The 18,473-nt window shown below is 63.1% G+C and carries 18 protein-coding genes; 8 read left to right on the plus strand and 10 right to left on the minus strand.

What is annotated here, in order from left to right; translation table 11 throughout:
- Nucleotides 1-92: 92 nt before the first annotated feature.
- On the plus strand, nt 93-1,634 hold the full coding sequence (locus E8E78_RS23540) for an APC family permease (RefSeq protein ID WP_049275886.1): 1,542 nt from the start codon (nt 93-95) through the stop codon (nt 1,632-1,634).
- A 132-nt stretch (nt 1,635-1,766) separates the two neighbouring features.
- Here the strand turns inward: E8E78_RS23540 and gmk are convergent, their stop codons facing one another.
- Both gmk and E8E78_RS23550 read right to left on the minus strand, forming a co-directional pair.
- Complete coding sequence (gene gmk / locus E8E78_RS23545) at nt 1,767-2,387, minus strand: guanylate kinase (protein ID WP_016502228.1); 621 nt, start codon at nt 2,385-2,387, stop codon at nt 1,767-1,769.
- Nucleotides 2,388-2,400: 13 nt separating this feature from the next.
- Nucleotides 2,401-3,264 carry a YicC/YloC family endoribonuclease gene (locus E8E78_RS23550; RefSeq protein ID WP_016502227.1) on the minus strand — a complete coding sequence of 288 codons (864 nt, stop codon included), beginning with the start codon at nt 3,262-3,264 and terminating at the stop codon, nt 2,401-2,403.
- Nucleotides 3,265-3,492: 228 nt separating this feature from the next.
- Here E8E78_RS23550 and rph point away from each other — a divergent pair, with 228 nt between their 5' ends.
- Nucleotides 3,493-4,215 carry a ribonuclease PH gene (gene rph / locus E8E78_RS23555; protein WP_016489819.1) on the plus strand — a complete coding sequence of 241 codons (723 nt, stop codon included), beginning with the start codon at nt 3,493-3,495 and terminating at the stop codon, nt 4,213-4,215.
- 61 nt (nt 4,216-4,276) lie between these two features.
- Here rph and E8E78_RS23560 read toward each other — a convergent pair whose 3' ends face one another.
- A complete protein-coding gene (locus E8E78_RS23560) occupies nt 4,277-5,056 on the minus strand; it encodes an exodeoxyribonuclease III (RefSeq protein ID WP_003253401.1) in 780 nt (259 codons plus the stop codon).
- Between the two features lie 80 nt (nt 5,057-5,136).
- Here E8E78_RS23560 and pyrE point away from each other — a divergent pair, with 80 nt between their 5' ends.
- On the plus strand, nt 5,137-5,778 hold the full coding sequence (gene pyrE / locus E8E78_RS23565) for an orotate phosphoribosyltransferase (protein ID WP_003253405.1): 642 nt from the start codon (nt 5,137-5,139) through the stop codon (nt 5,776-5,778).
- 176 nt (nt 5,779-5,954) lie between these two features.
- On the opposite strand, the gene argB is transcribed toward pyrE, so the two are convergent.
- The 4 genes from argB to coaBC all read right to left on the minus strand — a co-directional run bounded on the left by argB (nt 5,955) and on the right by coaBC (nt 10,075).
- Complete coding sequence (argB, locus tag E8E78_RS23570) at nt 5,955-6,860, minus strand: acetylglutamate kinase (RefSeq protein ID WP_004575216.1); 906 nt, start codon at nt 6,858-6,860, stop codon at nt 5,955-5,957.
- A 30-nt stretch (nt 6,861-6,890) separates the two neighbouring features.
- Nucleotides 6,891-8,291: a phosphomannomutase/phosphoglucomutase gene (locus E8E78_RS23575; RefSeq protein ID WP_049275889.1), complete on the minus strand. Its 1,401-nt coding sequence runs from the start codon at nt 8,289-8,291 to the stop codon at nt 6,891-6,893.
- A 111-nt stretch (nt 8,292-8,402) separates the two neighbouring features.
- On the minus strand, nt 8,403-8,858 hold the full coding sequence (dut, locus tag E8E78_RS23580; protein WP_049275890.1) for a dUTP diphosphatase: 456 nt from the start codon (nt 8,856-8,858) through the stop codon (nt 8,403-8,405).
- A gap of 5 nt (nt 8,859-8,863) precedes the next feature.
- Nucleotides 8,864-10,075 carry a bifunctional phosphopantothenoylcysteine decarboxylase/phosphopantothenate--cysteine ligase CoaBC gene (coaBC, locus tag E8E78_RS23585; RefSeq protein WP_049275891.1) on the minus strand — a complete coding sequence of 404 codons (1,212 nt, stop codon included), beginning with the start codon at nt 10,073-10,075 and terminating at the stop codon, nt 8,864-8,866.
- 122 nt (nt 10,076-10,197) lie between these two features.
- On the opposite strand from coaBC, the gene radC reads away from it, so the two are divergent.
- Nucleotides 10,198-10,878 (plus strand): DNA repair protein RadC, encoded by a 681-nt coding sequence (gene radC / locus E8E78_RS23590; protein ID WP_049275892.1) that lies wholly within the window; start codon nt 10,198-10,200, stop codon nt 10,876-10,878.
- A 61-nt stretch (nt 10,879-10,939) separates the two neighbouring features.
- Here the strand turns inward: radC and E8E78_RS23595 are convergent, their stop codons facing one another.
- Nucleotides 10,940-12,547 (minus strand): ABC transporter substrate-binding protein, encoded by a 1,608-nt coding sequence (locus E8E78_RS23595; RefSeq protein WP_049275893.1) that lies wholly within the window; start codon nt 12,545-12,547, stop codon nt 10,940-10,942.
- A gap of 361 nt (nt 12,548-12,908) precedes the next feature.
- On the opposite strand from E8E78_RS23595, the gene rpmB reads away from it, so the two are divergent.
- Both rpmB and rpmG read left to right on the plus strand, forming a co-directional pair.
- Nucleotides 12,909-13,145: a 50S ribosomal protein L28 gene (gene rpmB, locus E8E78_RS23600; protein ID WP_003253504.1), complete on the plus strand. Its 237-nt coding sequence runs from the start codon at nt 12,909-12,911 to the stop codon at nt 13,143-13,145.
- A gap of 11 nt (nt 13,146-13,156) precedes the next feature.
- Nucleotides 13,157-13,312 (plus strand): 50S ribosomal protein L33, encoded by a 156-nt coding sequence (gene rpmG / locus E8E78_RS23605; RefSeq protein WP_003253507.1) that lies wholly within the window; start codon nt 13,157-13,159, stop codon nt 13,310-13,312.
- 71 nt (nt 13,313-13,383) lie between these two features.
- Here rpmG and E8E78_RS23610 read toward each other — a convergent pair whose 3' ends face one another.
- Entirely contained in the window at nt 13,384-13,743 is a 360-nt protein-coding gene (locus E8E78_RS23610; RefSeq protein ID WP_049275894.1) for a cupin domain-containing protein, read from the minus strand.
- Between the two features lie 196 nt (nt 13,744-13,939).
- Here E8E78_RS23610 and E8E78_RS23615 point away from each other — a divergent pair, with 196 nt between their 5' ends.
- Both E8E78_RS23615 and E8E78_RS23620 read left to right on the plus strand, forming a co-directional pair.
- The gene (locus E8E78_RS23615; RefSeq protein ID WP_049275895.1) at nt 13,940-15,433 is read left to right on the plus strand and encodes an aldehyde dehydrogenase; all 1,494 of its coding nucleotides are present in this window, start codon (nt 13,940-13,942) and stop codon (nt 15,431-15,433) included.
- A 202-nt stretch (nt 15,434-15,635) separates the two neighbouring features.
- Nucleotides 15,636-16,775 (plus strand): MFS transporter, encoded by a 1,140-nt coding sequence (locus tag E8E78_RS23620; protein ID WP_016502221.1) that lies wholly within the window; start codon nt 15,636-15,638, stop codon nt 16,773-16,775.
- A gap of 129 nt (nt 16,776-16,904) precedes the next feature.
- On the opposite strand, the gene E8E78_RS23625 is transcribed toward E8E78_RS23620, so the two are convergent.
- Nucleotides 16,905-18,458 (minus strand): phospholipase D family protein, encoded by a 1,554-nt coding sequence (locus E8E78_RS23625; protein ID WP_280312612.1) that lies wholly within the window; start codon nt 18,456-18,458, stop codon nt 16,905-16,907.
- Nucleotides 18,459-18,473 lie beyond the last annotated feature (15 nt).

Genomic DNA, 18,473 nt, shown 5'->3' on the forward strand with positions numbered 1-18,473 from the left:
GACTGGTTCCCGGCAGCAAGCTTTCAATGAGTGAAAGCAGGCCTTGTGCGCAAGGCCTGCGAAAACAATTCCAAAATTTACGGCAAATACTCATGAGCAATTATACAGAAGCCGGCCGCCCACCCGATGTGGCGGCCGACGCGGGCAACACCCAACGCGGCAAGGGCTTGGCCAAAGGCCGCCTGGGCCTGCTGGCCAGCGTGGTGCTGGGCATTTCCACCATCGCCCCGGTCTACACCCTGACGGGCGCTCTTGGCCCGACCGTGCGCGAGGTGGGTGCCCACCTGCCCGCCGTATTCATCGTCGGCTTCCTGCCGATGCTGCTGGTGGCCCTGGGCTACCGTGAACTGAACTCGGCAGAACCGGACAGCGGTACTTCGTTTACCTGGTCGGCGCGTGCCTTCGGCCCGATGATCGGCTGGATCGGCGGTTGGGGGCTGGTGGTCGCCACTACCATCGTGCTGTCGAACCTGGCGGGGGTGGCGGTCGATTTCTTCTACCTGTTCCTTGGCCAGATCACCGGCAAGCATGAGCTGGCAGCGTTGGCCGACAACCTGTTGATCAACATCAGCACCTGTTGCGTGTTCATCGGCCTGGCCGTGTGGATCTGCTGTCGCGGCATCGCCACCACCATGACCGTGCAATACGGCCTGGTGGCCCTGCAGTTGCTGGTGCTGATCGGCTTTGCCTTTGCCGCCTTCGGCGGCACCACTGCGCCGCCACCGCTGGAGTTCGATTTCGCCTGGTTCAACCCGTTCGGTGTCGAGTCGTTCTCGGCCTTTGCCGCCGGGCTGTCGCTGTCGATCTTCATCTTCTGGGGCTGGGACACGTGCCTGACCGTCAGCGAAGAGTCGGTGGGCAGCGAAGAGGTGCCGGGCAAGGCCGCTACCTGGACCGTGATGTTGATCCTCGGCCTGTACTTGTTCACCGCCATCGCCACCCTGCAGTTTGCCGGTATCAGCGAAACCGGGCTGGGCCTGAACAACCCGCGCATCCAGGAGAACGTCTTCGCCCACCTGGCCGGCCCGGTCATGGGGCCGCTGGCAATCCTGATGTCCATCGCCGTGCTGGCCAGCACCGCGGCGTCGCTGCAGTCCACCTTCGTGGCACCTGCGCGCACCCTGTTGGCCATGGGTTACTACGGTGCGGTGCCGCAGAAGTTCGCCAGCGTCTGCCCGCGTTCGCAAACCCCGCGCTACGCCACCATCTGCGCCGGCCTGGCAGCAGGCCTGTTCTACGTGACCATGCGTACCCTGAGCGAGAACGTGCTGGCGGATACCATCACCGCGCTGGGCATGATGATCTGCTTCTATTATTCGCTGACCGCGTTCGCCTGCGTCTGGTATTTCCGCGACAGCCTGTTCGACAGCGTGCGCCATTTCATCATGCGTGGCCTGTGCCCGCTGGTCGGTGGGGTGATCCTGTCGGTGATCTTCGCGCGGACCGCCATCGACAGCGCCTCGCCGGACTTCGGCAGTGGCTCGCATGTGGGCGGGTTGGGGCTGGTATTCGTGATTGCCGCAATCATCTCGGTGCTCGGCATCGGGTTGATGATGCTGTCGCGCATGCGGGCGCCGGCTTACTTCCTGGGGGCTACCCTGCGCCAGCAGGCTACCCTGCCTTTGCAGGAATAAATAATTGGGGCCGCTCTGCGGCCCTTCGCGGGCACGCCCGCTCCCACAGGTACAGCGCACGCCTCAGGGCGGTGACCAACCTTTGGGAGCGGGCGTGCCCGCGAAGGGCTGCAAAGCAGCCCCAATCGTTTTTCAGCCGATCAACTGCTTCAGTAGAGACCCGTGGCGCTGTTGCTGTTTCTTCAGCACCAGCCGGTTCGAGCGGAACACCGCTTTCAAGTCTTCCAGCGCCGCGTCGAAATCATCATTGATGATCAGGTAGTCATACTCGTCGTAGTGCACCATCTCGCTGACCGCTTCCTTCATGCGCCCGGCGATGATCTCTTCGCTGTCCTGCCCGCGGCCGTCCAGGCGCTGACGCAGCGCTTCCTGGCTTGGCGGCAGGATGAACACCGACAATGCCTGCGGCATCAGCTTGCGCACCTGCTGGGCGCCTTGCCAGTCGATCTCCAGGATCAAGTCATAGCCCTGGTCCAGGGTCTGCTGCAGCGCACTGCGCGAGGTGCCGTAGAAGTTGCCGAACACTTCGGCATGCTCCAGGAAGTCGCCTTGCTGGATCAGCGCCTTGAACTCCTCGTGGACAACGAAGTGGTAGTTCACCCCGTGTTCCTCGCCCGGGCGCATGGCGCGGGTGGTGTGCGAGACCGAGACGCGGATTTGCTGGTCGTCCTTGGTCAGGGCTGTTACCAGGCTGGTCTTGCCGGCGCCCGAAGGGGCCGAAACGATGTAGAGGGTGCCGCTGCTGTGGTTCATGGTCGGGTTGGCCTTACTCGATGTTCTGTACTTGTTCACGCATCTGTTCGATCAATACCTTCAGGTTGACCGCCGCTTGCGTGCTGCGTGGGTCGAAGGCCTTGGAGCCGAGGGTGTTGGCTTCGCGGTTGAGTTCCTGCATCAGGAAGTCCAGGCGGCGGCCGGCGGCGCCACCACCCTTGAGCACGCGGCGCACTTCGGTGACGTGGGTGCTGAGGCGGTCGAGCTCCTCGGCCACGTCGCTCTTCTGGGCCAGCATCACCATTTCCTGCTCCAGGCGCTGCGGGTCGAGTTCGGCCTGCATGTCGCCGAAACGGTCGAGAATCTTCTGCCGCTGCGCCGCCAGCATCTGCGGCACCAGGGCGCGCAGGGTGGTGACTTCGCTGGTCATGTTGTCCAGGCGCTCGTTGATCAGCCGGGCCAGTTCCTGGCCTTCGCGCTGGCGGCCGGCTTTGAGTTCGGCCAGTGCTTCGTCGAACAGGGCCATGGCTTCGGCGTTCAGCGCCTGTGGGTCACTGGTGTCGGCCACCAGCACACCCGGCCACGACAGCACTTCCAGCGGGTTCAGCGGTGCCGGCTGCTTGATCAGGCCGGCCACTTCCTCGGCGGCTGCGACCAGCTGTGCCGCGCGCTCGCGGTCTACCTTCAGCGGCTTGCCGTTGCTGTCTTCATTGAGGCGCAGGGTACATTCCACCTTGCCCCGCGAAAGGCCCTGGCGCAGGCCTTCACGCACGGCACCTTCAAGGTCGCGCAGGGCCTCGGGCAGGCGCAGGTGGGGTTCCAGGTAACGGTGGTTGACCGAACGCAGCTCCCAGATCAGGGTGCCTTGGCTGCCGGCGCGCTCGACACGAGCAAAAGCGGTCATGCTGTGCACCATGGGGAGTACCTCGCGTAGATGAATGAACGGTGGGAGCCTCTCGGCTGCAAGGCGCAGGATTGTAGCGCAGTGGGGCCTCGGCGCCCAATCCGCCTATGTTACAGAGGGGGGGCCATGGCAGTCGGAAAAGGCGACGGGCTGTGTCGGGCGCGACAATAGGCATGTCTTCCCCGCGCTGCGGGCTCTATAATGCTCGGCAGATTCAAAGTCCCAGTACAGGTATCCCAGATGAAACGTCCAAGTGGTCGCGCCGCCGATCAGCTCCGCTCGATCCGCATCACCCGCAACTACACCAAGCACGCCGAAGGGTCGGTACTGGTCGAGTTCGGTGACACCAAGGTCATCTGCACGGTCAGCGTGGAAAACGGTGTGCCGCGCTTCCTCAAAGGCCAGGGCCAAGGTTGGCTGACCGCCGAGTACGGCATGCTGCCGCGCTCCACCGGTGAGCGTAACCAGCGCGAAGCCAGCCGTGGCAAGCAGGGTGGCCGCACCCTCGAAATCCAGCGCCTGATCGGCCGTTCGCTGCGCGCCGCGCTGGACATGAGCAAGCTGGGTGACATCACCCTGTATGTCGACTGCGACGTGATCCAGGCCGATGGCGGCACCCGTACTGCGTCCATCACCGGTGCCATGGTCGCACTGTGCGACGCCTTGGCGGTGATCAAGAAGCGCGGCGGCCTGAAGGGCGGCAACCCGCTCAAGCACATGATTGCTGCCGTGTCGGTAGGCATGTACCAGGGCGAAGCCGTGCTCGACCTGGACTACCCGGAAGACTCCGCTGCCGAAACCGACCTGAACGTGGTGATGACCAGCGCCGGTGGCTTCATCGAAGTGCAGGGCACCGCCGAAGGTGCGCCGTTCCAGCCGGAAGACTTCAACGCCATGCTCGCCCTGGCGCAGAAGGGCATGAACGATATCTTCGAGCTGCAGCAGGCTGCTCTGGCTGACTGACTGTTCCTGTAGATACGAAAAAGCCGACATCAATGTCGGCTTTTTCGTGTTTGAACAGCAATCAGATGGTCAACGTCCAGTCATAGTCCACGATCAGCGGCGCATGCTGGGAGAAGCGCGGCTGACGCGGCAGGCGGGCGTTGCGCACGAAGCGGCGCAGGCCCGGGGTGAGGATCTGGTAGTCGAACCGGTAGCCCAGGTTGAGCATCTCGGCCTGCTCGTTGTCCGGCCACCAGCTGTACTGGTCGCCTTCACGGCTGACTTCGCGCAGGGCATCGACGTAACCCATCTCGCCGGTGATCGCATCCATCCAGGCGCGTTCCGGCGCCAGGAAGCCCGGCGACTGCTGGCTGTCACGCCAGTTCTTGATATCGAGCTTCTGCTGCGCCACGTAGAACGAGCCGCAATAGATGTATTCGCGACGTTTACGACGCTGTTTGTCCAGGTACTTGGCGAAGTCGTCCATCAACTTGAACTTCTGGTTCAAGTCTTCGTCGCCGTTCATGCCCGAAGGCAGCAGCAGGCTGGCAATACTGACTTTGTCGAAATCTGCTTGCAGGTAACGCCCGTAGCGGTCGGCTGTCTCGAAGCCCAGGCCGGTGATGACTGCCTTGGGCTGCATGCGCGAGTAAAGGGCCACACCACCTTGGGCAGGCACCTCCGCGTCGCAGGCATAAAGGAAATAGCCATCGAGCTGGAAAGCTGGGTCATCGAGTTCAAAGGCCGAGGCGCGGGTATCCTGAAGGCAGATGACGTCGGCATTCTGGGCTTGTAGCCAGCTGAGCAAACCACGCTCGGCCGCAGCCTGAATGCCATTTACGTTCACACTGATGATCCGCATAAATGGCCCCAAAAATCTCGTGCGTGTATGATACCCGAGCTCAACCCATTTAGCTAAATCCGTGGTGTCCGGGACTATTCATGCAGCCGTATCAGCGCGACTTTATCCGTTTTGCCATCGATCGCGGGGTACTGCGTTTCGGTGAATTCACCCTGAAATCGGGGCGTACCAGCCCGTATTTCTTCAATGCCGGCCTGTTCAACACCGGTTCTGCATTGGCCGAGCTGGGGCGGTGCTATGCCGCAGCCATCGTCGACAGCAAGATCCCGTTCGACGTGCTGTTCGGCCCGGCCTACAAGGGTATCCCTCTGGCGGCGACCACTGCCGTGGCCCTTGCCGATCAACATCAGCTCGACGTGCCATGGTGCTTCAACCGCAAGGAAGCCAAGGACCACGGCGAAGGCGGCAGCCTGGTCGGCGCGCCGCTGGCCGGTGATGTGCTGATCATCGACGACGTGATCACCGCCGGTACCGCTATCCGCGAGGTCATGCAGATCATCAACGCCCAGCAGGCCAAGGCCGCTGGCGTGCTGATCGCGCTGAACCGCGAAGAGCGTGGCAATGGCGAACTGTCGGCGATCCAGGAAGTGGAACGCGACTTCGGTATCCCGGTGGTCAGCATCGTTTCGCTGACCCAGGTGCTGGAGTTCCTGGCCGATGACCCGCAGCTCAAGCAGCATCTGCCGGCTGTCGAGGCTTACCGGGCGCAGTACGGGATCTGATCCCTGGCCGGGTAAATAAAAAGGCGACCTTCGTGTGAAGGTCGCCTTTTTTTGTGCCGCCAGTTCCTGCCTCTTCGCGGGCTTGCCCGCTCCCACAGGTACCGCGCTGCCTTTGAGCGCTATGAAGCTCCTGTGGGAGCTGGCTTGCCGGCGATGAGGCCGGGACAGGTCAACGATCAGCGTGGCTTGCGATTGGTAATCAGGGTACCCACGCCGCTGTCGGTGAAGATTTCCAGCAGCACCGCGTTCGGTACGCGGCCGTCGATGATGTGCGAGCTGTTCACGCCGCCCTGCACCGCATCCAGTGCGCATTTGATCTTCGGCAGCATGCCGCCGTAGATGGTGCCGTCGGCGATCAGTTCGTTGACCTGCTCGGTGGTCAGGCCGGTCAGTACCTGGCCCTGCTTGTCCATCAGGCCGGCGATGTTGGTCAGCAGCATCAGCTTCTCGGCTTTCAGCGCCTCGGCTACCTTGCCCGCCACCAGGTCGGCGTTGATGTTGTATGACTCACCGTTGGCGCCCACGCCGATTGGCGCGATCACCGGGATGAAGTCACCCTTCACCAGCATGTTCAGCAGATCGGTGTTCACGCTCACCACTTCGCCCACGTGGCCGATGTCGATGATTTCCGGGGTGGTCATCTCAGGCGTCTGGCGGCTGACGGTCAGCTTGCGGGCGCGGATCAGCTCCGCGTCCTTGCCGGTCAGGCCGATGGCGCTGCCGCCGTGGCGGTTGATCAGGTTGACGATGTCCTTGTTGACCTGGCCACCCAGCACCATCTCCACCACGTCCATGGTCGCCGAGTCGGTGACACGCATGCCGTCGATGAAGTGGCTTTCGATCGACAGGCGCTTGAGCAGGTCGCCGATCTGCGGGCCACCACCGTGGACCACCACCGGGTTGATGCCCACAGCCTTCATCAGCACGATGTCACGGGCGAAGCCTGTTTTCAGCTCCTCGCTTTCCATCGCGTTGCCGCCGTACTTGATCACCAGGGTCTTGCCGACAAAGCGGCGGATGTAAGGCAGTGCTTCGGACAAAACCTCGGCTACATGGGAAGCGGCATCGCGATCGAGGGTCATGCAGGGCTCCTGTAAGGAACAGATAGTCGGTCAGAACGGCAGTTGCAGCTCAGGCTCAACCCGCAGCAACTGGGTACGGAAAACATCCTTGATACGTTGCAACTCGGCGTCGCTATCGGCCTCGAAGCGCAGCACCAGCACCGGGGTGGTGTTGGAGGCGCGAACCAGGCCCCAGCCGTGGGGATAGTCGACCCGCACACCATCGATGGTGGTCAGGTTGGCTTCGCCCCAGTCGGCGTCGCGTTGCAGTGCATCAATGATGCTGAATTTACCCTCGTCGGTCACATCAATATTGATTTCCGGCGTGGAAATATCGTTCGGGAAGGCGGCAAACAGGTTTTCGGCGCTCTGCCCGGCCTTGCTGAGGATCTCCAGCAGGCGCGCAGCGCTGTAGATACCATCATCGAAACCGTACCAGCGTTCCTTGATGAAGATGTGACCGCTCATTTCGCCGGCCAGCAGCGAGCCGGTCTGTTTCATCTTCTTCTTGATCAACGAATGGCCGGTCTTCCACATCAGTGCGCGGCCGCCGTGCTGTTCGATCAGCGGGGTCAGGCGACGGGTGCATTTGACGTCGAAGATGATCTCGGCGCCCGGGTTGCGTGCCAGCACGTCCTGAGCAAACAGCATCAGCAGGCGGTCGGGGTAGACGATGCTGCCGGTGTTGGTCACCACGCCGACGCGGTCGCCGTCACCGTCGAAGGCCAGGCCAATGTCGGCACCGGTTTCCTTGACCTTGGCGATCAGGTCTTCAAGGTTTTCCGGCTTGCCCGGGTCCGGGTGGTGGTTGGGGAAGTTGCCGTCGACCTCGCAGAACAGCGGGATCACTTCACAGCCCAAGGCTTCGATCAACTGTGGCGCGACCACGCCGGCAGCGCCGTTGCCGCAGTCCACCACCACTTTGAGTTTTTTGGCCAGTTTCACGTCGCTGACGATCTGCTGGAAATAACGCTCCAGGATTTCGACTTTTTCCACGCGGCCTTCGGCCAAGGTCAGGTCGTTGGTTTTCAGGCGGGTCAGCAGGGCCTGGATCTGTTCATTGGCCAGGGTGTCGCCGGCGATGACGATCTTGAAACCGTTGTAGTCTGACGGGTTGTGGCTGCCGGTCAGCATCACGCCCGACTTGCCGGCCAGCACGTTGGCCGCGTAGTACAGCGCCGGGGTGGGCACCAGGCCGACGTCGCTGACTTGGCAACCGGCGTCGACCAGGCCCTTGATCAGCTGTTCGACCAGCATTGGGCCCGACAGGCGGCCATCGCGGCCTACAGAAACCTGCGGTTCTCCCTGGGCCAGGCTCTGCGCGCCGATGGCGCGGCCGATCCAGTAGGCGGTTTGGGCGTGGAGGGTTTTGCCGACCACGCCGCGGATGTCATACGCGCGGAAAATGCTGTCGGGTAGTGCGGCGGGGACCAGGTGGGCCATATCGTTCATCTCTGGAAGCTCCGTTAGTCAAAGGCTTTCTGGGCAGGCGCAGACTGAACGCTTGGACGGTGCTTTCGCCAGAGAGTTCGCCATCCTTGGCCTGAACGGTCATTTGCCAGCTCAGTGGCTGCCGGAGTGACCGAAGCCGCCAGCGCCACGCTGGCTTTCATCGAACGCTTCGACGATGTCGAAGTGGGCCTGTACCACCGGGACCAGCACCAGCTGGGCGATTCGTTCGCCAACTGCGATGGTGAACGGCGTATTGCCACGGTTCCAGCAAGACACCATCAGCTCGCCTTGGTAGTCCGAGTCGATCAGGCCGACCAGGTTACCCAGCACGATGCCGTGCTTATGGCCCAGGCCCGAACGCGGCAGGATCATCGCCGCCAGGCCCGGGTCGCCGATGTAGATCGACAGGCCGGTAGGGATCAGCAGGGTCTGGCCTGGCTCGAGGACGGTGTCCTCCTGGAGCAGGGCGCGCAGGTCCAGGCCGGCGGAGCCGGGGGTGGCGTAGGCCGGCAGGGGGAATTCGGTACCCAGGCGTGGGTCGAGGATCTTGGCTTGAAGAGCGTGCATGTAACTTATTGAACCTGATTGAGCCGATCGGCGATGAAGGCGACCAGTTGCCGGGCGATCTTGCCCTTGCTGGTCTGCGCGAAGAGGGTCTGGTGCTGCTGGCGGTCGATCACGGTCAAGGCGTTTTCTTCGCTGTTGAAGCCGATGCTGGGGTTGGCCACATCATTGGCGACGATCAGGTCGAGGTTCTTGTCCTTGAGCTTGCGCGTGGCGTAATCGAGCAGGTGTTCGGTTTCGGCGGCGAAGCCGACGCTGAACGGGCGGTCGCTGCGGCCAGCAATGGTGGCAAGGATATCGGGATTGCGCACCATCTGCAGCAGCATGCCGTCGCCGGTCGTAGGATCTTTCTTCAACTTTTGCGTGGCAACGACCTCCGGGCGGTAGTCCGCAACCGCCGCCGAGGCGATGAACAGGTCGCACGGCATGGCCGCTTCACAGGCCGCGAGCATGTCCCGCGCGCTGACCACGTCAATGCGGCTGACCCTGTCGGGGGTTGGCAGGTGCACAGGGCCGGTAACGAGGGTGACCCGAGCCCCGGCCTCGGCAGCCGCTTCGGCCAAGGCGAAGCCCATCTTGCCGGAGCTATGATTGGTGATGTAGCGCACCGGGTCGATGTTTTCCTGGGTCGGGCCGGCGGTGATCAGCACGTGCTTGCCGGTCAGCGCCTGGCGCTTGAAGCTTTCTGCGGCGCACCAGGCCAGGTCGTTGGCTTCGAGCATGCGGCCCAGGCCCACGTCGCCACAGGCCTGGCTGCCGGACGCCGGGCCGAACACCTGGATGCCACGGCTCTTGAGCAGTTCGAGGTTGGCCTGGGTAGCCGGGTCGCGCCACATGGCCTGGTTCATGGCCGGGGCCACGGCGACGGTTGCGTCGGTGGCCAGCACCAGGGTGGTCAGCAGGTCGTCGGCCATACCTTGGGCCATGCGCGCCATGAGGTCGGCCGTGGCCGGGGCGATCAGCACCAGGTCGGCCCACTTGGCCAGTTCGATATGGCCCATGGCCGCTTCGGCGGCAGGGTCAAGCAGGTCCATGTGCACCGGGTGGCCCGACAGCGCCTGCAGGGTCAGCGGGGTGATGAACTCGGCACCACCACGGGTCATGACGACGCGCACCTGCGCGCCGTGCTCCAGGAGACGGCGGATCAGCTCGGCGCTTTTGTAGGCGGCAATGCCGCCACCCACGCCGAGAACGATGCGCTTGCGATACAGCCGCTGCATAGGCTTGCCTTTTTCCAGTGAGAGCGGGCGGCGACGTTTGAAATTGCCTGCGGCAGTACGTCGCATGTACGAGGCGAAATAGATTAACACATGGCCGAAATGGGCCGCAGCAAGGGGCAGGGATGAATATCAGGGAGTGGCCGGCGGAAGAACGGCCGAGGGAGAAGTTGTTGCAGCGTGGGGCTACTGCGCTGTCGGATGCAGAGTTGCTTGCCGTACTGCTGGGCTCCGGGGTTGCCGGGCGCAATGTGCTGGACCTTGCGCGAGGGCTGCTGGTGCGTTTTGGCGGGCTCAGGCAGTTTCTGGAGGCCGAACGGGAAGCGGTGCTGCGCGAGCCGGGCATTGGCGCTGTGAAATACGCACAGTTACAGGCGCTGTTGGAGATTGGCCGGCGTTATCTGGATGAGAACCTGGAGCGCGCAGCCGCGCTTGAGGGCCCTGCGGCGGTGCGGCGCTATCTCAAGGCCATGTTGCGTCATGAGATCAGTGAGGTATTCGGTTGCCTGTTTCTGGATACCAAGCACCGCCCATTGGCGTTTGAGATCCTGTTCAGGGGCACGATAGACCGGGCCAGTGTCTACCCGCGGGAGGTAGTGCGGCGGGCACTGCTGCACAACGCGGCGGCGTTGATCCTGTGCCACAACCATCCTTCAGGCAACAACGAACCGAGCCAGGACGATGTGCATCTGACCTTGTCGCTGAAGCGGGGGTTGGCGTTGATCGACGTGCGGGTGCTGGACCACATCATCATCGGCGACGGGGAGCCGTTGTCGATGGTCGAGCATGGGTGGATTGTGGCTTAGGCCTTGGTACTGCCTGTGCTGGCCTTCTCGCGGGCAAGCCCGCGAGAAGGCCAGCACAGGATTACTTGGTCACCGACACCTTGCTGAAATCCAGCCGCCCGAAGGGGCTCACCTGGTACCCCTCCACACCTTGGCGCAGCAGCGTCGCCGCCTTCGGGTGCGCCAGCGGTACCCACAGCGCCTGCTGCTGGATCAACGTCTGCGCCTGCTGGTACAGCCGGCTACGCACACTCTGGTCGTTGGTGGTGCGCCCGGCGCTGATCAGCTGGTCCAGGCGGTTGTCGCAGAAGCGGGCAAAGTTGGTCCCCGACTCGACCGCAGCGCAGGAAAACTGCGGGCTGAGGAAGTTGTCCGGGTCGCCGTTGTCGCCCGCCCAGCCCATGAACAGCAGGTCGTGCTCGCCGGCCTTGGCGCGGCGGATCAACTCGCCCCATTCGATTACGCGGATCTCGGCCTTGACGCCGATCTTGGCCAGGTCGGCCTGCAGCATCTGCGCGCCAAGGCTGGGGTTGGGGTTGAGCAGGCTGCCCGACGGGCGGGTCCAGATGGTAGTGCTGAAGCCATCGCCCAGGCCGGCCTTGGTCAGCAGGGCCTTGGCTTTCTTCAGGTCCAGCGGGTAGCCGGGCAGGTCCTTGGCATAGCTCCAGGTGCTGGGCGGGTAGGGGCCGTTGGCGGCCACTGCGGAGCCTTCGAACACGGCCTTGAGGTAGGCCTGCTTGTCGAACGCCAGGTTGATGGCCTGGCGCACTTCCGGTTTGTCCAGTGGCGGGTGCTGGCTGTTGATGGCGACGAAGGCGGTCATGAAGGCCGGGGTGGTGGCCACCTTGAGGTTGCCGTCCTTGCCTGCTTCGGCAATGTCCAGCGGCTTGGGCGACAGGGCCACCTGGCACTCGCCACGCTTGAGCTTCTGCAGGCGCACGTTGGCATCGGTGGTGATGGCGAAAATCAGCGGGTCGACCGCCGGCTTGCCGGCAAAGTAGTCAGGGTTGGCGCGATAGCGCACCACGGCGTCTTTCTGGAAGCGCTGGAAGACGAACGGCCCGGTGCCAATCGGCTGGTTGTTGAGCTTCTCGGGGGTGCCGGCCTTCAGCAGCTTGTCGGCATATTCGGCGGAGTAGATCGAGGCGAAGCCCATGCTCAGCGTGGCCAGGAATGTGGCGTCCGGGTGGCTGAGGGTAAAGCGCACGGTGTTTGGCGCCGGGGCCTCGATTGCCTTGATCAGGCTGCCCAGTTGAAGCGACTGGGCATGCGGGTAGCCACCCGGTGCGGTCTTGTGCCAGGCATGGGCGGGGTAGAGCATGCGCTGGAAGCTGAACAGCACATCGTCGGCGTTCAGCTCACGGCCTGGCTTGAAGTAGGGGGTGGTGTGGAATTTCACGCCATCGCGCAGGGTGAAATCATACACAAGGCCGTCGGTCGACACTGTCCAGCTGGCTGCCAGGCTCGGCACCACCTTGCCTTGCGCCGCGTCGAACTCCACCAGGCGGTTCATCAGCACGTCAGCTGTGGCGTTGGTGGTGGTCAGCGAGTTGTACTGCACCACGTCGAAGCCTTCGGGGCTGGCTTCGCTGCAAACGCTCAGCGGCGCGGCCTGGGCTACGCCGGCAGCGAACAGGGCGCCGGCGGCGAACAGAGAGTTGAACAATAAGGAAAGGGCGGCAGCACGCATGGTGGCTCCTTGGCTGTCGGTGGCCCATCTGCCAGTGCAGTCTGGAAAAGGCCTACCCTAGTGTGCCTGCCGGTAAATGACCACACCCTTTTTTACAAATCTGGCGACGAGCGGTCGACGGCTGACGGGGCCTGCCGCTATGCTGGCCCGGCGCGTTCTGGCTTGCGGCAATGTGTATCTACTGTTGTTGCAAGCAAGTCTTTCTGGTATAAAGCAGCGCTCTTTTCTAGGGGCTCGGCCTGTCGCATAAGCGGATCCGGTCGATAAGACCTCCAGAATCACGGCGCCCAGGCGCCAAAGACTGAGAGATTAAGCGGCCAACCCATGCCGGGTTGGGCATGTGGTTTTAGAGGGCTGAGTCATGTCGAGAGTCTGTCAAGTTACTGGTAAGGGTCCAGTAACCGGGAACAACATTTCCCACGCAAACAACAAAACCCGTCGTCGTTTCCTGCCGAACCTGCAGCACCACCGTTTCTGGGTTGAATCCGAGAAGCGTTTCGTGCGTCTGCGCGTTTCCGCCAAGGGCATGCGTATCATCGACAAGCGCGGCATCGACGCCGTTCTGGTTGACATCCGTAAAGCTGGCGCCAAGGTTTAAGGGAGAACATCATGCGTGAATTGATCCGTCTGGTTTCGAGTGCCGGTACCGGCCACTTCTACACCACCGACAAGAACAAGCGCACCACCCCGGACAAAATCGAGATCAAGAAATATGATCCGGTTGTTCGCAAGCACGTGGTGTACAAGGAAGCCAAGATCAAGTAATTGATCGGCGACCTGAAAAAAACCCGCATCCGAAAGGACGCGGGTTTTTTTATGGCTGCACGGGCGTCAGCTCATTTCTGCTCGAACATCACATAGATCTTGCGGCAAGGCTCCAGCACCTCCCAGGTGCCCTTGAAACCGGCCGGGATGACAAACCGATCACCGGTACGCAGGGTCTTTGCAGCCCCGTCCTGGTCGCGCAGCACCGAAACGCCATGGACGATCTCGCAGTACTCGTGCTCGGTGTAGTTCACCGTCCACTGCCCCACCTCACCTTCCCACACGCCAGCGGCAAACTGCCCGCAAGGGCTGGAGTAGTGGTTGTAGACCGCCTGGTCTGGCTCGCCCTTGAGGATTTTTTCCGCCGCCGGGCGGTAGCGTTCGGCCTCGGTGATGACCTGCGCGAAGTCGATGATGCTGTCGATTCTCATGGTGCGGCTCCTGTTTTTGTTTAATAAAATGAACATCAGTAGGCTTTTGAGCCTTTCGTGTCAAATATATTGATAGTTTACACCGGCTGGTTTAGGGTATCGCTTGCCAGTGTGCGCTCGTCGCCCGGCCAGAATTCTGACAACGCCTGTGAGTCCTCAGTGCGGCGTTGCACCTAAACAAGAGGAGGAGTTTCGTATGACTACCCTGACCCGTGCGGACTGGGAACAACGTGCCCAGCAACTGAAGATCGAAGGCCGCGCCTTCATCAACGGCGAATACACCGATGCCGCATCCGGTGAAACCTTCGAGTGCCTGAGCCCGGTCGACGGACGCTTCCTGGCCAAGGTTGCCAGCTGCGACCTGGCCGATGCCAACCGCGCTGTGGAAAACGCCCGCGCCACCTTCAACGCTGGCGTGTGGTCGCAGCTGGCCCCGGCCAAGCGCAAGGCCAAGCTGATCCGCTTCGCCGACCTGCTGCGCAAGAACGTTGAAGAGCTGGCGCTGCTTGAAACCCTGGACATGGGCAAGCCGATTGGCGACTCCTCCAGCATCGACATCCCGGGTGCGGCGCAAGCCATTCACTGGACTGCCGAAGCCATCGACAAGGTCTACGACGAAGTCGCCCCGACCCCGCACGACCAGCTTGGCCTGGTTACCCGCGAGCCGGTAGGTGTGGTCGGTGCCATTGTACCGTGGAACTTCCCGCTGCTGATGGCCTGCTGGAAACTCGGCCCAGCGCTGGCTACCGGTAACTCGGTGGTGCTCAAGCCGTCCGAAAAATCGCCGCTGACCGCCATCCGCATCGCCCAACTGGCGATCGAAGCCGGTATCCCGGCTGGCGTGCTGAACGTGCTGCCAGGCTATGGCCACACCGTAGGCAAGGCCCTGGCCCTGCACATGGACGTCGACACCCTGGTGTTCACAGGTTCGACCAAGATCGCCAAGCAGCTGATGGTGTACGCAGGCGAATCGAACATGAAGCGCATCTGGCTGGAAGCCGGTGGCAAGAGCCCGAACATCGTCTTCGCCGACGCGCCGGACCTGCAAGCTGCTGCCGAAGCCGCTGCCAGCGCCATCGCCTTCAACCAGGGCGAAGTGTGCACCGCAGGCTCGCGCCTGCTGGTCGAGCGTTCGATCAAGGACAAGTTCCTGCCGATGGTGGTCGAGGCCCTGAAAGGCTGGAAGCCAGGCAACCCGCTGGACCCACAGACCACGGTCGGTGCCCTGGTTGACACCCAGCAGATGAACACCGTGCTGTCGTACATCGAGGCTGGCCACAAGGACGGCGCCACGCTCCTGGCCGGCGGCAAGCGCACCCTGGAAGAGACTGGCGGCACCTACGTCGAGCCGACCATCTTCGACGGCGTGACCAATGCCATGCGCATTGCCCAGGAAGAAATCTTCGGCCCGGTGCTGTCGGTGATTGCCTTCGACACCGCCGAAGAGGCCATCGCCATTGCCAACGACACGCCATACGGCCTGGCCGCTGGCATCTGGACGTCGGACATTTCCAAGGCCCACAAGACCGCCCGTGCCGTGCGCGCTGGCAGCGTCTGGGTCAACCAGTACGACGGCGGCGACATGACCGCACCGTTCGGTGGCTTCAAGCAGTCGGGCAACGGCCGTGACAAGTCGCTGCATGCGCTGGAGAAATACACCGAGCTGAAGGCGACCTGGATCAAGCTGTAACTCCAGGGGGCCGCGTTGCGGCCCAATCGCCGGCAAGTCAGCTCCCACAGGTTCTTCGCAGCCCGCAAGGCCTCCGTTGTACCTGTGGGAGCCCGGCTTGCCGGCGATGGGCTGCACAGCAGCCCCAACAATAGCCGGGTCGGCTCACGCTGACCCGGCTTCGTCGTTTTTGCTGTTCACGAATTCTGCCTGGGAGGCTGCAATGCGTTGGGGTACCTACTTCGCCGTACTGGCATCGGTGCTCAGTGTCGGGCTGGCGCTTGGCGTGAGCATGCCGCTGGTGTCCCTGCGCCTGGAGGCCTGGGGCTACGGCAGCTTTGCCATCGGTGTGATGGCGGCGATGCCGGCGCTGGGCGTACTGGCCGGTGCCAGCCTGGCCAGCCGCCTGGCAGGCTGGGTTGGCGTGCCCTCGGCGATGCGCCTGTGCCTGTGGGGTGGGGCGCTGTCGATCGGCCTGCTGGCCCTGTTGCCAAGCTACCCTCTGTGGCTGCTGCTGCGGCTGATGATCGGCATGTCCCTGACCGTGGTGTTCATCCTCGGCGAAAGCTGGATCAACCAGCTGGTGGTCGAGCAGTGGCGTGGCCGCCTGGTGGCGTTGTACGGCAGCAGCTACGCCTTGAGCCAGCTGGCCGGGCCGCTGGTGCTGGGCTTTCTCGGCTCCGATGACGACTTCGGTTTCTGGGCCGCGACGGGCCTGCTGCTGGTCGCGCCGCTGATCCTGCTGGGGCGTGGCGGTGCACCGAGCACGGAAGCCTGCAACGTTACCTTCGGCGACCTGTTCCGTTTCTGCCGGCGTTTGCCGGTGATCGCCTGGGCCATTGCCCTGTTCGCTTCGTTCGAGGCAATGATTCTTACCTTGCTGCCGGTGTATTGCCTGCAGCAGGGCTTCACCACCGAGATCGCCCTGTTCATGGTCAGTACCGTGGTGGTGGGGGATGCGGTGCTGCAGTTGCCCATCGGCGCGTTGGCCGATCATATGTCGCGCCGCACCCTGTTCACCGGCTGCGCGGTGACGTTGCTGGTGTCCAGCCTGGCGATTCCGCTCTTGCTGCATACCCCGGCGATCTGGCCGTTGTGGGTGTTGTTCGGGGCCAGTGCAGGGGGCTTGTTCACCTTGTCGCTGGTGCTGATTGGCGAGCGCTACCGTGATGATGCGCTGGTGCGGGCCAACGCCCATGTTGCGCAGCTGTGGGGTATTGGTTGCCTGCTCGGGCCGTTGCTGGCGGGGGCGGGGAGCCAGTGGGTCAGCGGGCATGCGCTGCTGTGGCTGATGGCGGCGGGGGCTGCGGGGCTGGTGGTGCTGACTCAGCGGCGTGGAGCGTTTGAACCGGTTTCTGCCTGATGGATTTTGGGGCCGCTTTGCGGCCCTTTCGCGACGCAAGGCCACTCCCACATTGATCGGTGTACACCGTACCCTTGTGGGAGCGGCCTTGTGTCGCGATGGGCTGCGAAGCAGCCCCAACGATAGCGCCTACAACATCTTCTCCAAGCCAACCGCCTTGCTGATCCAGGCATTGAACCGCCGCCACATCCCACCCGGTTCAGACGTCAGTACGTGCCGCTGGCCATTGTCCTCGGTGGCCCACACCAGCTTGTCACCCATCAATTTCACTTGATAGCTCAGCGCGGGCGCCATGCCCTGTTGGGCCAGTTCGCGTGTGTATGCGGCCAGCTCCGGGCTGTCTACCAGCACCCCGACCTCGGTGTTCCACAGCACTGAACGTGGGTCGAAGTTGAACGAGCCTATGAAGGTCTTGCGCCGGTCGAAAACGATCGCCTTGGTGTGCAGGCTCGAATCCGAGCTACCACGGAAGCTCAACCGCCCTGCGCTGGGATCGCCTGGCTGGCGGCGAAGCTCGTAAAGCTCCACCCCGTGCTCAAGCAAGGCCCGGCGATAGGGTGCATAGCCGCCATGCACCGCCGGCACGTCGGTGGCTTCCAGCGAGTTGGTCAGCAGTTTCACCGAAACGCCGGCGTCGGCGCGGCCGGTCAGGTACAGCAGCCCCGGTTCACCCGGCACAAAGTAGGCCGAAGCCAGGATCAGCTCGTGGTGCACGTTGGCCAGGTCTGGTGCCAGTTGCTGGCTCAGCAGCAGTTGCGGGTCTGGCTCGTCGTCAGCCAACACCTTGCTTGGGGCATCCCATAGCGCTTGGGCGTGTGCCCAGATCAGCTCGTTGCGCCACACATCGAGGCGCGGTTGCGACTGGTAGGCCATCAAGCGGTCATACAGGGCTTTGCGCTGGGTGCGCGCCTCGGCCAGGGACACTTCCAGGCGATGGCGGCTGGCACGCAGGTCGTTGGCATCCGGCTCACGCCAGAGGAAGTCGGTGATCGGCCGGCTGAGGGCGCTGTTCCAGTATTGGTCGAAACTGTGCCCCAACTGCTCGGCCACCGGGCCTATACCCAGCAGGTCGATGTCGGTGAAGTTGAGGTTGGGCTCGGCATCGAAATACTCGTCGCCAAGGTTACGCCCGCCGACAATTGCCATGCTGTTGTCCACCAGGAACAGCTTGTTGTGCATGCGGCGGTGCTGGCGCGACAGGTTGAACAGCCGGCCCATGGCGCGCGTTACGCCTGTGCTGCGGCCCAGGTGCAGCGGGTTGAACACGCGGATCTGGATGTTGGGGTGGGCATCGAGGGTGCCCATGATGGTGTCCAGGCCGTCGCTGGTGGTGTCGTCCAGCAGGATGCGCACACGCACGCCACGGTCGGCGGCACGCAGCAGTTCATGCACCAGGGCGCGGGTGCTGAGGCCGTCGTGGACGATGTAGTACTGCAGGTCGATGCTCGCTTGGGCGTTGCGGATCAGTTCGGCACGGGCGCGGAACGCTTCATTGCTGTTGGGCAGCAGGCGAAAGCCCGAACGGCCGCCGTAGGGTGCTGCCTGGCGCAGTACCGAGCGGCCGAAGGCGGAGTCATTGGCGGGCAGCGCCTGGCTGGTTTCGCGGGGCGAGCTGACGCTGGCGCAGCCGGCAAGGCCGAGCAGCAGCACCAGCAGCAGAGGCAAGGTGTGCTGGAGTCTCAAGGGTGGATCGTCCTG

The sequence above is a fragment of the Pseudomonas sp. BN505 genome (assembly GCF_029873175.1).
GTDB lineage: Bacteria > Pseudomonadota > Gammaproteobacteria > Pseudomonadales > Pseudomonadaceae > Aquipseudomonas > Aquipseudomonas putida.

Bases quoted from the DNA above. Each gene is read 5' to 3' on its own strand.
- E8E78_RS23540 (WP_049275886.1), top strand. From the start codon at position 93: ATGAGCAATTATACAGAAGCCGGCCGCCCACCCGATGTGGCGGCCGAC.
- gmk (WP_016502228.1), bottom strand. From the start codon at position 2,387: ATGAACCACAGCAGCGGCACCCTCTACATCGTTTCGGCCCCTTCGGGC.
- E8E78_RS23550 (WP_016502227.1), bottom strand. From the start codon at position 3,264: ATGGTGCACAGCATGACCGCTTTTGCTCGTGTCGAGCGCGCCGGCAGC.
- rph (WP_016489819.1), top strand. From the start codon at position 3,493: ATGAAACGTCCAAGTGGTCGCGCCGCCGATCAGCTCCGCTCGATCCGC.
- E8E78_RS23560 (WP_003253401.1), bottom strand. From the start codon at position 5,056: ATGCGGATCATCAGTGTGAACGTAAATGGCATTCAGGCTGCGGCCGAG.
- pyrE (WP_003253405.1), top strand. From the start codon at position 5,137: ATGCAGCCGTATCAGCGCGACTTTATCCGTTTTGCCATCGATCGCGGG.
- argB (WP_004575216.1), bottom strand. From the start codon at position 6,860: ATGACCCTCGATCGCGATGCCGCTTCCCATGTAGCCGAGGTTTTGTCC.
- E8E78_RS23575 (WP_049275889.1), bottom strand. From the start codon at position 8,291: ATGAACGATATGGCCCACCTGGTCCCCGCCGCACTACCCGACAGCATT.
- dut (WP_049275890.1), bottom strand. From the start codon at position 8,858: ATGCACGCTCTTCAAGCCAAGATCCTCGACCCACGCCTGGGTACCGAA.
- coaBC (WP_049275891.1), bottom strand. From the start codon at position 10,075: ATGCAGCGGCTGTATCGCAAGCGCATCGTTCTCGGCGTGGGTGGCGGC.
- radC (WP_049275892.1), top strand. From the start codon at position 10,198: ATGAATATCAGGGAGTGGCCGGCGGAAGAACGGCCGAGGGAGAAGTTG.
- E8E78_RS23595 (WP_049275893.1), bottom strand. From the start codon at position 12,547: ATGCGTGCTGCCGCCCTTTCCTTATTGTTCAACTCTCTGTTCGCCGCC.
- rpmB (WP_003253504.1), top strand. From the start codon at position 12,909: ATGTCGAGAGTCTGTCAAGTTACTGGTAAGGGTCCAGTAACCGGGAAC.
- rpmG (WP_003253507.1), top strand. From the start codon at position 13,157: ATGCGTGAATTGATCCGTCTGGTTTCGAGTGCCGGTACCGGCCACTTC.
- E8E78_RS23610 (WP_049275894.1), bottom strand. From the start codon at position 13,743: ATGAGAATCGACAGCATCATCGACTTCGCGCAGGTCATCACCGAGGCC.
- E8E78_RS23615 (WP_049275895.1), top strand. From the start codon at position 13,940: ATGACTACCCTGACCCGTGCGGACTGGGAACAACGTGCCCAGCAACTG.
- E8E78_RS23620 (WP_016502221.1), top strand. From the start codon at position 15,636: ATGCGTTGGGGTACCTACTTCGCCGTACTGGCATCGGTGCTCAGTGTC.